Origin of the sequence: Actinomadura fibrosa (assembly GCF_900659615.1) — a bacterium.
Taxonomy (GTDB): domain Bacteria; phylum Actinomycetota; class Actinomycetes; order Streptosporangiales; family Streptosporangiaceae; genus Spirillospora; species Spirillospora fibrosa.
Genome location: NZ_CAACUY010000218.1, coordinates 1 through 14,473, shown reverse-complemented (window position 1 = coordinate 14,473; position 14,473 = coordinate 1). Strand labels below are relative to the sequence as shown.

11 protein-coding genes and 1 pseudogene are annotated in these 14,473 nt (G+C 73.9%); 7 read left to right on the top strand and 5 right to left on the bottom strand.

Features of this window, described 5'->3' with window-relative positions; genetic code table 11:
* A partial coding sequence (locus E1300_RS39290) for a MauE/DoxX family redox-associated membrane protein (RefSeq protein WP_207400211.1) occupies positions 1 to 287 on the bottom strand: 287 nt, incomplete at its 3' end.
* 74 nt (positions 288 to 361) lie between these two features.
* Entirely contained in the window at positions 362 to 520 is a 159-nt protein-coding gene (locus E1300_RS50665) for a hypothetical protein (RefSeq protein WP_165503194.1), read from the bottom strand.
* A 267-nt stretch (positions 521 to 787) separates the two neighbouring features.
* Here E1300_RS50665 and prcB point away from each other — a divergent pair, with 267 nt between their 5' ends.
* Both prcB and polX read left to right on the top strand, forming a co-directional pair.
* A complete protein-coding gene (prcB, locus tag E1300_RS39285; protein ID WP_131762228.1) occupies positions 788 to 1,645 on the top strand; it encodes a proteasome subunit beta in 858 nt (285 codons plus the stop codon).
* A gap of 59 nt (positions 1,646 to 1,704) precedes the next feature.
* Positions 1,705 to 3,423, top strand: a complete 1,719-nt coding sequence (gene polX, locus E1300_RS39280) for a DNA polymerase/3'-5' exonuclease PolX (RefSeq protein ID WP_131762226.1) — start codon at positions 1,705 to 1,707, stop codon at positions 3,421 to 3,423.
* 59 nt (positions 3,424 to 3,482) lie between these two features.
* On the opposite strand, the gene E1300_RS39275 is transcribed toward polX, so the two are convergent.
* The 3 genes from E1300_RS39275 to E1300_RS39265 all read right to left on the bottom strand — a co-directional run bounded on the left by E1300_RS39275 (position 3,483) and on the right by E1300_RS39265 (position 6,833).
* A complete protein-coding gene (locus E1300_RS39275; protein ID WP_131762224.1) occupies positions 3,483 to 4,490 on the bottom strand; it encodes a COX15/CtaA family protein in 1,008 nt (335 codons plus the stop codon).
* Positions 4,491 to 4,551: 61 nt separating this feature from the next.
* Positions 4,552 to 5,763 carry a PrsW family intramembrane metalloprotease gene (locus tag E1300_RS39270; protein WP_131762222.1) on the bottom strand — a complete coding sequence of 404 codons (1,212 nt, stop codon included), beginning with the start codon at positions 5,761 to 5,763 and terminating at the stop codon, positions 4,552 to 4,554.
* Positions 5,764 to 5,831: 68 nt separating this feature from the next.
* Positions 5,832 to 6,833 carry a heme o synthase gene (locus E1300_RS39265; protein ID WP_242619677.1) on the bottom strand — a complete coding sequence of 334 codons (1,002 nt, stop codon included), beginning with the start codon at positions 6,831 to 6,833 and terminating at the stop codon, positions 5,832 to 5,834.
* A 554-nt stretch (positions 6,834 to 7,387) separates the two neighbouring features.
* On the opposite strand from E1300_RS39265, the gene tkt reads away from it, so the two are divergent.
* The 5 genes and pseudogenes from tkt to E1300_RS39240 all read left to right on the top strand — a co-directional run.
* Entirely contained in the window at positions 7,388 to 9,514 is a 2,127-nt protein-coding gene (gene tkt / locus E1300_RS39260) for a transketolase (protein ID WP_131762220.1), read from the top strand.
* Between the two features lie 90 nt (positions 9,515 to 9,604).
* Positions 9,605 to 10,720 (top strand): transaldolase, encoded by a 1,116-nt coding sequence (tal, locus tag E1300_RS39255; RefSeq protein ID WP_131762218.1) that lies wholly within the window; start codon positions 9,605 to 9,607, stop codon positions 10,718 to 10,720.
* Complete coding sequence (locus E1300_RS39250; RefSeq protein WP_131762216.1) at positions 10,717 to 12,372, top strand: glucose-6-phosphate isomerase; 1,656 nt, start codon at positions 10,717 to 10,719, stop codon at positions 12,370 to 12,372. The genes tal and E1300_RS39250 overlap by 4 nt, the downstream gene beginning before the upstream one ends.
* Positions 12,373 to 12,568: 196 nt before the next feature.
* Positions 12,569 to 14,251 carry a phosphoheptose isomerase gene (locus E1300_RS39245; protein WP_131762213.1) on the top strand — a complete coding sequence of 561 codons (1,683 nt, stop codon included), beginning with the start codon at positions 12,569 to 12,571 and terminating at the stop codon, positions 14,249 to 14,251.
* Positions 14,248 to 14,473 (top strand): annotated as a pseudogene (locus E1300_RS39240) (hypothetical protein); the annotation flags it as partial. The gene E1300_RS39245 and the pseudogene E1300_RS39240, both read left to right, overlap by 4 nt.

The following is a 14,473-nucleotide window of genomic DNA, read 5'->3' as shown; positions in this document are numbered from 1 at the left end:
CCCGCGGCCACGACGCGGCCGATCGCGGTGGTGAAGGCGGCCAGCAGCGCGCACGCCGCGCCGAAGCCGAGCGGCCGGGTCCACGGCACGGCGAGGCACACCGGAACGGCCGCCTCCAGCGCCACGACCGCGACGGCCAGGCGCCGGACGGCCGCGGCCCCCGCGTGGAACGGGAGCAGGCGCGGCACCGAGGCCGCGAACCCGTCCATGTCCCGCGCCTTGGCGGCCGCGGAGACGAGGAGCACGAGCCCGACGAGGCAGGCGCACCCCACGTGCAGGTAGTCCACACCGTCCCCTTCCGGACGGGCGGCGGGCGGCGGCGCCGGACGCCGCCGCCCGCCTCGGCCATCGGGTCAGCAGATCAGCACTTGCCGACCTTCACGGTGGTGCACCCCTCGTTCAGGCAGCATTGGCGCAGGTACTTCACGCCGCCCGAGCAGTAGTAGTAGTTGCTGCATCCGGCATCGGCGGTCGCCTTGTGGGCGACCCGCACGAGCAGGCGATCGACGAGACGCGACATGGTTGTCTCCTCTCCGGCCGGGGTCCGGCCGCTGTGACTGCGCAAGATCATCCGGACGGTCCGCATTTCGGCGCAAGAGCCCCGCCTCCTTTCACCGGGAAAACGTCCGCGCCCCAGGTCGGCGGAATAGCGGTCGACCCTCAAGATCGTCCGAGTGGGCGCCGAAAAGACCGAAAGTCCCTAGGTTTCCTACCGGTACGGTCGGTCGCGGACATAGTGGCGACCACCCTCCGCGCCGTGCAAGGATCAAGGCGGAACGCCAGCCGCATGCCGAGGGGAGCCGCCGTGACGGGCCGGATCGACGAGCAGGGACTGCCGCCCGAGTTCTTCGAGGCGGGTGTGCCGTCCTTCGTCGACTTCCTACGCCTCCACTCCCCCGACCTCCTGCCCGTCAACCGGGTACCGGGCGCGGGGACGGCACCGGAGCTGCCGCACGGGACGACCATCCTCGCGCTCACGTTCCCCGGCGGCGTCATGATCGCCGGCGACCGGCGCGCCACGCAGGGCAACCGCATCGCCTACCGCCACCTGGACAAGGTCCAGCGCGCCGACGAGTACTCGGCGGTGGCGTTCGCCGGCACGGTGGGGCTGGCCCTGGAGATGGTCCGCCTCTTCCAGGTCGAGCTGGAGCACTACGAGAAGATGGAGACCGTCCCGCTGTCGCTGCCGGGGAAGGCCCGCCGGCTCGGCGCCGTCATCCAGGCCAACCTCGCGCAGGCGATGCAGGGCCTCGCGGTCGTCCCGCTGCTCGCCGGATACGAGCCCGACACCGGCACGGGGCGGATCTACACCTACGACATCACCGGCGCCCCGCAGGAGGCCCGCGACTACCACGCGGACGGCTCCGGCTCGCCCTACGCCCTGGGCGCCCTCAAGAAGCTCTACCGCCGCGACCTCTCCGAGTGGGACGCCGCGACCGTGTGCGTCCAGGCGCTGTACGACGCCGCCGACGACGACTCCGCCACCGGCGGCCCGGACCCCGTCCGGCGCATCTACCCGACCGTCGCCGTGGTCACCGAGGACGGCTACCGCGCCCTCCCCGAGGACGAGGTGTCCGCGATCGCCGGCGAGGTCCTGGAGGCGCGCCTCAGCCGCCCCGACGGCCCCGTGGCACCGCTGCGCTGACGCCCTCCGGACGGGTCTGATCTCCGGGAACGTCGTACCCGGCCCCTAGACTCGGCCGCATGGCACGGGCGAACGACGAGGCTGCGGCCCTCATCCAGGAACTGGCCGACCTGCTGTCGATCACGGGCGGCGACGCGTTCAAGATCAGGGCGTACGAGAAGGCCGCGCGGGCGATCGCCGGCCACCCCGGCGACATCGCCGGCCTCGACCTCGCCGGGCTCCGCGCGATCCCCGCCGTCGGCGACGCGATCGCCAAGAAGGTCCTCGACTACAACGCCACGGGCACGATCCGGCAGGTCGAGGAGCTGCGGCTCCAGATCCCCGCGGGCGTCCGGGCGCTCACCGAGATCCCCACCCTCGGCCCGAAGAAGGCCCTCGCGCTCTACGACGAGCTCGGCGTCTCCTCCGTCGACGAGCTCGCCACCGCGATCGGCGAGGGCCGGCTGCGCGGCCTCAAGGGCTTCGGCGCCAAGACCGAGGAGAACATCCTCCGCGGCATCGAGCTGCTGCGCAGCGCCGGCGAGCGCGTCCTGGTCGACGCCGCCGCGAGCGTCGCCGACGAGATCGTCGCCGCGCTCTCCGCGCTGCCCCAGGTCGAGCGCTGCGCCCACGCGGGCTCCCTGCGCCGCATGCGCGAGACGATCGGCGACGTCGACGTCCTCGCCGCGTCCCGCGACCCCCGTCCGATCATGGAGGCGTTCACCGCGCTGCCCCTCGCCGCCGAGATCGTCGCGTCCGGCGACAAGAAGACCTCGATCCGCACCCCCAAGGGCCTCCAGGTCGACCTCCGCGTCATCCCACCCGAGTCATGGGGCGCCGCCCTGCAGTACTTCACCGGCTCCCAGGCCCACAACATCCGCACCCGCGAGATCGCGGTGCGGGCCGGCCTCAAGCTCTCCGAGTACGGCCTGTTCCACGCCGAGTCCGGCGATCTGATCGTCTCCGCCACCGAGGAGGAGGTCTACGAGCACCTCGGCCTCCCGTGGATCCACCCGGCGCTCCGCGAGGACGGCGGCGAGATCGAGGCGGCCCTCAAGGACGCCCTCCCCCGCCTCGTCACCGTCGACGACCTGCGCGGCGACCTGCACAGTCACACCGACCTCACCGACGGCATCGCCTCGCTGGAGGACATGGCCGCCGCCGCGCGCGCCCGCGGCCTGGAGTACTACGCGATCACCGACCACGCCCCGGACCTCGTCATGCAGCGCATGACCGACGAGAAGATGCTCGCCCAGCGCGAGCGGATCCGCGAGCTCCAGAAGGAGTACCCCGACCTCGTCCTCCTCCACGGCACCGAGCTGAACATCGGCCCCGAGGGCGACGTCGACTGGGACGCCGACTTCCTGTCCGGCTTCGACGTCTGCGTGGCCTCGATCCACTCCCACTTCACCCAGGACCAGGCGACCATGACCCGCCGCCTCGTCCGCGCCTGCGAGAACCCGCACGTCCACGTCATCGGCCACCCCACCGCCCGCAGCATCGGCCGGCGCCCTCCGGTCGACGCCGACTGGGACGAGGTCTTCCGCGCCGCCGCCCGCACCGGCACCGCCATGGAGATCGACAGCTTCCCCGACCGCCTGGACCTCCCCGCCGACCTGATCCGCCGCGCCCAGCGCCTCGGCGTCAAGTTCGCCATCGACACCGACGCCCACTCCCTGGGCCACCACCGCAACATCCGCTACGGCGTAGGCACCGCCCAACGCGGCTGGCTGACCCCAGACGACGTAATCAACACCTGGCCCCTAACCCGCCTAAAAGCCTTCCTCAACCCCACCTGATCGGGTGCCCCGGCGCGGCCGTCCATCGCCGTCCTGGGCATCCGGTTCCAGGGCGTGGGTTAGGCGGGTTGCGGGGTTTGCTTGGTCGCGGTGACGGGCTTCGGCTCTGCGGGGCGGGTCAGGGGGCCTCGGTCGCGGAGGGAGAGGGCCAGGCGCCAGGCGGCGATCCACATGAGGACCGCGCCGAGCATGTGGAGGACGACCAGGGGCGCCGGGACGCCCAGGAAGTACTGGACGTAGCCGACCGCGCCCTGCGCGAGCTCCAGGGCGATCAGCTCGTGGACGCGGCGGCGGGCGGCCGGCGGGGCGTCCGTGCGGTGCAGCACGACGGCGGTCGCGACGGTCAGCGCGACGGTGATCCAGGCGAGGGCGCTGTGGACGCGGGTGACGTCCTCGATGTTGAAGCCCCAGCGGCGGGAGTCGGCGTCGCCGGCGTGCGGGCCGGTGCCGGTGACGACGGTGCCCGCCACGAGGACGGCGCCGCAGGCCACCAGGAGCACGGCGGCGAGGCGGCGCGTGCGGGGGCCGACCAGAGGGCGGGGCGGGGCGTCGCCTTCACCCGCGCGGACCCAGAGGATCACGCAGAAGACAAGCAGCGCGGGCGAGACGAGGAAGTGGAGCGCGACGGACGCCGGGTGCAGTTCGGTGAGCACCACAATGCCCCCGATCACGGCCTGCGCGACGACGCTCATGGGCTGCGCCACGGCCCAGCCGACCAGGGCGCGGCGGCGGGGGCGGAGGCGGAGCGCGGCGACGAACACCAGGAAGCCGACGGCGAGGACGACGAACGTCAGCATGCGGTTGCCGAACTCGATCGACATGTTCAGCGCCGGGTGCTCGGCGCTGTGGGTCGGGACGAGGCTGTCGCCGGTGCAGCGCGGCCACTCGGGGCAGCCGAGGCCGGACTTGGTGACCCGGACGGCGCCGCCCGTGGCGACGATCATCGCGTTGCCGAGCACGCCGAGCAGCGCCAGGAGCCGCAGGGATCCCGGGGTGGGATGCCACACGGCGTCGCGGGCGCGGGTCAACGGGTTCGGGGACGACGATCGCTCAGCCACGGGGACCATCGTATGGCCGGGGGCCCGTGGGGGCGCCGCGACCCCCGGCCAGGGCGTTTCGCGGCGCGGGCTACACGCCGTAAGGGCCCGGCGCCCGGGGCGGCAGGAACCCGGAGGGGCCCTGCGGGGCCCACGGCGGGCCCGCGTCCATGCGCGGCGGGGTGCGCAGGAACGCCTGCCTGGCGAGGGCCATCAGGCCGAGGAGCGCCTCGCGGCGGCCGGCGAACCAGTGCGGTTCGGCGACGCCGCGCTCGGCGCGCTTGTGGAGCAGCGCCAGCTCCGTCGCGGCGAGCTGGTAGTCGACCATGGCGCGGCCGGCGGGAGCGCCGCCGACGGAGCGGGCCCAGCGGCGGGCGGCGCGGCGGGCCGGGATCGACCGGAGCATGCGGATGTCGTGCGGCGTGACGAGGCCGGTGCCCTGGTACATCGGCAGGTACGCCTCGATGCGCCGGACGGTGTGGCGGCGCTCCACGGCGACGATGACGATCAGGGTGATCAGGACGCCGAAGTCGAGCAGGTAGACGATGCCGAGGCCGCCGAGGCCGAACGAGGTGGCGCCGTTCCAGAGGCCGTGCAGGACCATGGCGCCGAGCAGGCCGGCGAGCGGAGCGAGGAGCTGGCCGCGCCGGTGGGTGGCGGCGTAGGCGACGCCGAGCCCGGTCATGGACGTGAACAGCGGATGGCTGAGCGGCGCGATCAGGCCGCGCAGGATGAACACCGACTGGAGCTGGTGGGCGCCGCCGTCGTCGAAGGCGCGCATGTAGTAGGTGATGTTCTCCATCATCGCGAAGCCGAGGCCGACCATCGCGGCGTAGATCAGCCCGTCCGCGAACCCGTCGATCTCGTTGCGGCGGAACCACAGCATGCCGAACAGGACGGCGCCCTTCAGCGACTCCTCGATCAGGGGCGCGCCGAAGGTGGCGCTGACGAAGTGGCCCTTCACCTCCCCGAAGATCGGGACGGTGACGTACAGCAGGCCGAGGGTGTTGAGGACGAGGGCGCCGAGGACGGCGACGCCGGCGCCCCACATGAACGAGAACACGAGCGCGCGGGGCGGTTCGGGCTCCAGCCGGTCCAGGGTGAGGGCGAGCGCGACCAGCAGAGGGATCGGCAGGATCGCGAGGATCACGCCGACCCAGAAGCCCGCGCCGCCGTAGAGGGCGTCCACGCCGAGCGCGACGACGGCGCACAGGGTGGAGACGGTCAGTCCCGCGATGAGGGCGACGGGGGGCCGTCCCGGGATCCGTCCTTCGAGCACCGCTTTCGGGTCCACAGGGGCCATGACGCGAGCGTAACGGGCGTGGAGGCGGAGCGCTAAGCGGGGTAAGTCACCGATCGTGACGGACGGGATCAGTGGAGCAGCGGGTCCACGGCCACGGCGGTGAACAGCAGCGCCAGGTAGACGTTGGAGAGGTGGAAGAAGCGCATCGGCCGCAAGTGGACGCCCGTCACCCCGGCGCGGACGGCCTTGAGCAGCCGGTGCCCCTCGGCGAGGAACACGAGGCCGAGGACGACGGCGACGGCGCCGTAGACCGGGCCCATCCCGGCCACGGGCCACAGCAGCAGCGAGCAGGCGACGGTGGCGTAGGTGTAGGCGAGGCTCTCGGTGACGACGCGGCGCTCGGTCGCGACGACGGGCAGCATCGGGACCTTGGCGACGGCGTAGTCCTCGCGGTAGCGCATCGCGAGCGTCCAGGTGTGCGGCGGCGTCCAGAGGAAGACGACGCCGAACAGGACGAGCGGGGTCCACGCGAGGCCGCCGGTGATCGCGGCCCAGCCGATGAGGACGGGCATGCACCCGGCGATGCCGCCCCAGACGACGTTCTGGGACGTCCGGCGCTTGAGCAGCAGCGAGTACACGAAGACGTAGAACAGGATCGCGAACAGCGACCCGGCCGCGGCGACCGCGTTGACCGTGAGGAGGAACCCCGCGGTGGACACGACGGCCAGCGTGATCCCGAAGGTCAGCGCGCGGGCCGGGCTGACTTGGTGCCGCGCGAGCGGGCGGCGCCGGGTGCGGCGCATCTTGGCGTCGATGTCGCGGTCGATGTAGCAGTTGACCGCGTTGGCGGCGCCGGCCGACATGGCGCCGAACGCGAACGTCAGCAGCACGGTGGACAGCGGCGGGACGCCCCGCTCGGCGAGGAACATCACCGGGATGGTGGTGATCAGGAGCAGCTCGATCACGCGCGGCTTGGTGAGCGCCACGTAGGCGCGCACGCTCGCGCCGATCGGCCGGCGCGCGGCCGGCGGGCCGCCGGCCGGCTCGGCGCCGTCCTCGAAGGGGGCCGCAGGCGCCCCCGGCACCTGCTCGTCGAGATCGACCCCGCGCTTGTTACTGAGCACCGTCACAATCGGGTCCACGTCCAACTAGGGATGGGTAGTCGCGTGTCCGCCTCGGCGGTGCCCCCGCGGGCCGGCCTCGGCTGGTGCGACTTCGGCTTGGTGAAGATGGCGCGGCCGCTGCCGGCAACCGCGCAATCACTGTAGTCCGCCCCCTCCGGGGGTCGAGCACCGGGGCACCGGACGCGCCGGGCGGGCGCCCCGACCGGGCGGGGCGTGATCCCCCCGCGGGTTCACCCGGGCGGGGGGTTAGCCGGGGAAACGATCGGGCAAGGGTCGGAGTGCGGTGCGGACCGGTACCTCGGGCCGGTGCCGCGAGCGGTGCCGGTCGCGGCGCGTCCGCGCTCGCCTGCGGCGGCCCGCCCGCGCGATAGGCTCGCCGAGGGCGCGGCATGATCTTCGCCGGCCACCCGCCGGGTGGCCGTACGGGGCCGAGGGAAGACGCACGGCGCCGCCGGACGTTTCCACCACGGGGCCGCGGCGGAGGACGGGCCGCGTCCGCGGGAGTCACATCGCGATGAGTGGTTCTGTAACGAAGCGGTTCGAGAGGAGCCTGGCGTTCCGTGAGTGGGGACAACAGCACGTTTGAATGGTCCGATCTGGACCGCAGGGCGGTGGACGTGGTCCGCGCCCTCGCCATGGACGCGGTCGAGGAAGCGGGCTCCGGTCACCCCGGGACGGCCATGAGCCTCGCGCCCGCCGCCTACCTTCTCTTCCAGCGGTTCCTTCGGCACGACCCGACGGACCCGGACTGGGCGGGCAGGGACAGGTTCGTGCTCTCCTGCGGGCACTCCAGCCTGACCCTTTACATCCAGCTGTACCTGTCGGGTTACCCCCTGACGCTGGACGACCTGAAGTCGCTGCGGAAGTGGGGCAGCCTCACCCCGGGCCACCCGGAGCACGGGCACACCGCGGGCGTCGAGACGACGACGGGCCCGCTGGGGCAGGGCATCGCGAACGCGGTCGGGATGGCGATGGCGGCGCGCCGTGAGCGCGGCCTCTTCGACCCGGACGCGCCGCAGGGCGAGTCCCCCTTCGACCACACCATCTGGGCGTTCGCGTCGGACGGCGACATCGAGGAGGGCATCAGCCACGAGGCGAGCTCGCTGGCGGCGCACCAGCGGCTCGGCAACCTGGTGCTGCTGTACGACGACAACCACATCTCGATCGAGGACGACACCGCGATCGCGCTGTCGGAGAACGTCCGGGCCCGGTACGAGGCGTACGGCTGGGACGTGCACACCGTCGACTGGACCGCGGACGGCGACTACCACGAGAACGTGGAGGCGCTCGCGGCGGCATTCGAGGCGGCGAAGGCGGAGACGTCGCGGCCGTCGTTCATCGCGCTGCGCACGATCATCGGCTGGCCCGCGCCGAACAAGAAGAACACCGGCAAGATCCACGGCTCGGCGATCGGGGCGGACGAGGTGGCCGCGACCAAGCGGATCCTCGGGCTCGACCCGGACGAGACGTTCCAGGTCCCGGAGGACGTGCTGGCGCACGCCCGAGAGGTGTCCGACCGCGGCCGGGAGCTGCACGCCCAGTGGAACGAGGCGTACGCGGCCTGGCGCGAGTCGAACCCGGAGCGCGCCGCCGAGTACGACCGGCTCGCGGGGCGCGTCCTGCCGGCGGGCTGGGAGGCGAAGCTCCCGGTGTTCGAGGCCGGCAAGGACCTCGCGACCCGCGCCGCGTCCGGCGAGGTGCTGACCGCGCTGGCGCCGGTGCTGCCGGAGCTGTGGGGCGGCTCGGCGGACCTGGCCGAGAGCAACAACACGACGATGAAGGGCGAGCCGTCGTTCATCCCCGAGGAGTTCCAGACCAAGGAGTTCCCGGGCGACCGGTACGGGCGGACGCTGCACTTCGGCGTCCGCGAGCACGCCATGGGCGCGATCTGCAACGGCATCGCGCTGCACGGCGGCACCCGCCCGTACGGCGGCACGTTCCTGATCTTCAGTGACTACATGCGGCCCGCGGTGCGGCTCGCGGCGCTGATGAAGCTGCCGGTGACGTACGTGTGGACGCACGACTCGATCGGCCTGGGCGAGGACGGCCCGACGCACCAGCCGGTCGAGCAGCTCTGGGCGCTGCGCGCCATCCCGGGCCTGGACGTGGTCCGCCCGGCGGACGCCAACGAGACGGCGGTCGCGTGGCGGACGGTCCTGGAGCACACCGACCGACCGGCGGGGCTCGCGCTGACCCGGCAGAAGCTGCCGACGCTGGAGCGCGGCGGCGAGTACGCGTCCGCGGACGGCGTCGCGAAGGGCGGCTACGTGCTGGCCGACGCCGACGGCGGCCGTCCCGAGGTGATCCTCATCGCGACCGGCAGCGAGGTCGCGCTCGCGCTGGAGGCGCGCGCGGCGCTCCAGGCGGAGGGCACCCCGACGCGCGTGGTGTCGATGCCGTGCGTGGAGTGGTTCGAGGAGCAGAGCGACTCCTACAAGCAGCAGGTGCTGCCGCCCGGCGTGCGCGCCCGCGTCTCGGTGGAGGCCGGCGTCGCGCTCGGCTGGCGCTCCTACGTCGGCGACGCCGGCGAGTCGGTGAGCCTGGAGCACTTCGGCGCGTCCGCCGACTACAAGACGCTGTACCAGCAGTTCGGGCTGACTCCGGAGCGGGTCGTCGCGGCGGCCAAGGCCAGCCTGATCAAGGCCGGCGTGCAGGACGCCGGGCGCGGCTCGACCACCGGCAACTGACTCCTCGGGCCGGGTCCCGCCGCGCGGCGGGGCCCGGGCCCGGGGGCGGCCGCCGGCCCCCCGCGAACTCGATGACGAGGAGAAGTGGCTATGAGTGACAATCTGAAGCGGCTCTCGGACGAGGGCGTCTCGATCTGGCTGGACGACATCAGCCGGGAGCGGCTGCGGACGGGCAACCTGGAGCAGCTCGTCAAGGACAAGCACGTCGTCGGTGTGACCTCCAATCCGACGATCTTCGCCAAGGCGCTGGGCAAGGGCTCGGCGTACGACGACCAGGTGCGCGACCTGGCCGTCCGCGGCGTGGACGTCGAGGAGGCGGTGCGCGCGATCACCACCTACGACATCCGCTGGGGCTGCGACGTGCTGCGGCCGGTGTTCGACCGGACCGACCGCCTGGACGGGTGCGTGTCGCTGGAGGTCGACCCGCGGCTCGCGCGCGACGCGGAGAAGACCGTCGCCGAGGCGAAGGCGCTGTGGTGGATGGTCGACCGGCCGAACCTCTACATCAAGATCCCCGCGACCGAGGACGGGCTGCCGGCGATCACGCGGACGCTCGCCGAGGGCATCAGCGTGAACGTGACGCTGATCTTCTCGCTGGAGCGCTACGGCAAGGTGATCGACGCGTTCTTCGAGGGCCTGGAGCGGGCCCGGGAGAACGGGCACGACCTGTCGGGGATCGCGTCGGTGGCGTCGTTCTTCGTCAGCCGGGTGGACACCGAGATCGACAAGCGGCTCGACAAGATCGGCTCGGACGAGGCGAAGGCGCTGCGGTCCAAGGCCGGCGTCGCCAACGCCCGCCTCGCGTACGCGCTGTTCGAGGAGAAGTTCGCCACCGACCGGTGGAAGGCGCTGAAGGACGCCGGGGCCCGTCCCCAGCGGCCGCTGTGGGCCTCGACCGGCGTGAAGGACCCGAACCTCAAGGCGACCCTGTACGTGGACGAGCTGGTCGCGCCGGGCACCGTGAACACGATGCCGGAGGCCACGCTGGACGCGGAGGCGGAGCAGGGCGAGGTCCGCGGCGACACCGTCCGGAACAACTACGACGACGCCCGCGCGCACATGGCGGCGCTGAAGGACGTCGGCGTCGACTACGACGACGTCGTCCGGGTGCTGGAGGAGGAGGGCGTCGAGAAGTTCGAGGCGTCCTGGACCGAGCTGCTCGGCACGGTCAAGGGCGAACTGGAGTCCAAGAGGGCCGGCGCGTGACGTCGGTGGTGGCCGCCGGGGGGATCTCGGTCACCATCCGCGGCCCGGTCGTCGACGAGAGCGAGACGGTCCTCGACCGTCTCGTCTCCGACGGCGTGCCCGGGTCGCTGGCGTCGCGCAACGCCAAGCTGTGGGGCCCGGACGCGGCCCCGCTCGCCGCCCGCAGGCTGGGCTGGCTGGGGCTGCCGGAGACCTCGCGGTCGCTGGCGGCCCGGCTGGCCGGGCCGGCGGCCGAGGCGCGCGACGCGGGCCTCGACCGGATCGTGCTCGTGGGCGCGGGCGGGCCCGTCCTCGCGGCGGAGGCCGCGTGCCGCACGGCGGGCGCCGCGCTGACCGTCCTCGACACCACCGACCCGCACGAGGTGGCGGCGGTCCTCGACGAGGGCCTGGACCGCACGTTCGTGGTGGTGGCGGGTGAGAGCGTCGAGGCCGACACCCTCCGGCGGGTCTTCGGCCGGACGTTCGCGGAGTCGGGGCTCCGCGGCGCCGAGGCGGCGCGCCGGTTCCTGGTGGTCGCCCCGGCGGGCTCGGCGATGGAGCGGGCGGCCCACGAGGCCGGCCACCATTTCCTTCAGTCGGAGCCGGACGTCGACGGCCGCTACGGCGCGCTCGGCGCGCAGGCGCTCGTCCCGGCCGCGCTCGCGGGCGTGGACGTCCACGTCCTGCTGGACGAGGCGGCGCGGCTCGCGGAGTCGCTGCGCCAGCCCTACGACAACCCGGCGCTCGCGCTGGGCGCGGCCCTAGGGTCGTCGGCGCTCGGCGGGCGCGACAAGCTGGTGATCGCCGACCACGGCTCGGGCCTGGCGGGTCTCGCCGGCTGGGCGGAGCAGCTGGTCGCCGGGTCCACCGGCAAGGACGGCCGGGGCCTGCTGCCGGTGCCGCTGGAGGGCGTGGACGCGCCCGGGTTCGAGCTGACCGGCGACCTGCGGCGGGTCATCCTCGGCCGCCGCCCCGACGAGCCCGGCCCGGCCCGGGAGGCGGGCGTGAGCGTCGCCGGGCCGCTGGGCGCGCAGTTCCTGCTCTGGGAGTACGCGACGGCGGTCGCGGCGCGGGTGATGGGCGTCGACCCGTTCGCCGAGCCGGACGTGGGCGCGTCGGAGGAGAGCACCGCGGCGCTGCTGCGCTCGGAGGAGGGCACCGCCCCCACCGTGGTCCACCGGGCGCCCGAACTCGTGTCCGGCGCGGTGGAGGTCTACGCCCCCGGCGATCTGCTGCGGGGCGCCGACACGCTCACCGACGCCCTGGAGACGCTGCTGGAGGCCGTCCCGGACCACGGGTACCTGGCGGTTCTGGCCTACCTGGACCGGCTCGGCGAGGCCGGGGCCGCGGAGCTGCGCCCGCTGCTCGCCGCGCGCTGCGCCCGGCTCCGCAAGCGCGCCGCGCCGGTCACGTTCGGCTGGGGCCCGCGGCACCTGCACACGACCGGCCAGTACCACAAGGGCGGTCCGCAGAACGGCGTGTTCCTGCAGATCACCGGGGCCGTCGCCACCGACGTCCCGGTGCCGGGGCGCCCGTACACGCTGGGCGAGCTCCAGCTCGCGCAGGCGTTCGGCGACCTGCGCGTGCTGCGCGCCCGGTCCCGTCCCGCCGTCCGCGTCCATCTCCGCGACCGTAAGGAGGGGCTGGCGCAGCTGGCCGAGGCGCTCGCCTGAGCCCGGCCCGGCCGCGGCACGCCCGCGCACGCCGGTGACCGGCGCGTCCGACGCGCCGTCACCGGATTGTGGCGTTTCGTGTGGGCCCCGTTGTGGGAGGTGACGGGCGTGTTCGCGGACGGCCGGAACGAAAGATCGTGGGAGATGGTCGCGAATGCCCTTTCTCTCCTGGAACGATGGGGGCAGGAGGGTGACGGTGTCCGGATTCGACGTACTGACGCGCGGTGACGTGCTCGACGCGGCGCTGCAGGCGCGGGACTACCTCGTGAGCTGCGGCGTCCCCGGCGCGCTGGCCGCCAAGGACCCGCGGCTGTGGGGCCGGCGGGCGGTCGACCACAGCCGGCTCGGCTGGCTCGACCTGCCGTTCGCCTCCCGCGGCCTGCTGAACCAGGTCGACGGCCTGGTCGCCGAGGCCCGCTACTCGGGCCTCGACCACATCGTGCTGATCGGCGTCGGGGCGGAGAGCCTCGCCGCGCAGGCGGTCGTGGAGGCGCACGCGCCCGCGCTCGCCGGGCGGGGCGGCGCCGACGGCCGGGGCGGCGAGCTGACCGTCCTGGACGGCAGCGACACCGCGGCGCTGGCGTTCGCGCTGGAGCGGCTCGACCGGACGCTGGTCGTCCTCGCGAGCAAGGCGGGCGTGTCCCTGGAGGGCGACGCCTACCGGCGGATCTTCGCGGGGGCGTTCCGGGAGCGGGGCCTGTCCGAGCGGGAGATCGCGAGCCGGTTCCTGGTCGTCACCGACCACGGCAGCCCGCTGCACGACTTCGCCCGGCAGTGCGGCTACCGGATCGGGCTGACCGACCCGTACCTGCCGGGGCACTTCGGCGCGCTCTCGGCGTACGGGCTGGTGCCCGCGGTGCTCGCCGGCGCCGACGCCGAGCGGCTGCTGGACGAGGCGGCCTCGCTCGTGCCGTCGCTGGCGAAGGACGAGGACAACCCCGGCCTGCTGCTCGGCGCGATCCTCGGCGGCTGCGCCCAGCAGGGGCCCGGCGGGGTCGCCCGCGACAAGGTGGTGCTGCGCGAGCCGGGCGGGTCGGGCGCGCTGAGCGCCTGGATCGCGCAGCTGCTCGCGGTCGGCACCGGGAAGAAGGGCCGCGGCGTGCTGGCGGTGGAGCCGCCGGGCGTGCAGGCCAGCTTCCCGGACGTGCACGGCGTGGCGCTGAACCCGCGGTCGGCGGCGCAGGAGGAGTCCGACACCTCGGTGTGGGCGCCGCTGGGCGCGCAGTTCCTGCTGTGGGAGTACGCGACGGCGGTGTCCGGCTGGCTGCTCGGGGTGAACCCGTTCGAGGCGGGCAGCGCGGTCGTCCAGGAGGCGGAGGACGACGCGGCGACGCTGCTGCGCACCGCGGGGACGGGCCCGCTGCCCGCCGAGCCGCCCGTCTACGTGGAGGACGGCATCGAGGTGCACGCCGACTTCCCGTGGCCGCCCGGCGCCGACCTGTTCACGGTGCTCGGCGGCCTGGTGGGGGCCGTGCCCGCGGGCGGCTACCTGTCGGTGACGACGTACCTGTCCGGGGACTTCTCCGGCCGCTACCTCGCGCCGTCGTTCGCCAAGGCCGCGGGCCGTCCCGTGGTGTACGGGCCCGGCCCGGCGTTCCCGCACGCCACCGGCCCGATCCACAAGGACGGGCCGGGCAACGGCGCGTTCCTCGTCATCACCGGCGACCCGGCGCCGGGCGACGCGCTCGCCGCGCATCCGGTGCCCGGGCGCCCCTACGGCCTGAACAAGCTCCAGGTGGCGCGCGCGCTGGCCGAGGTGCGGTCGCTGCGCAACCGCGGCCTGCCCGTCCTGCGGCTGCACCTGCGCGACCCGGTGGAGTGCGCCGGCCGGCTCATCGAGACCGTCCGGGCGGTGGCGGGAGCGGGACGCAGACCGTGACCGGTTTCACGGCGGTCGTCTCGGGCGAGACGGCCATCACCGCCCGTGGCCCGCTCCGCGAGGCGGCCGAGCGGGTGCTCGGGCGGTTGTGGATCGACCAGGTCCCCGTGCGGCTCGCTTCGGAGGACGCGACGCTGTGGCCGTCGTCGGCCGCGGCCGAGACGGAGGGCCGCGCGCTGTGCTGGCCCGGGCAGCCGGGCCCGGCGCGGGCCGTGCTGGACC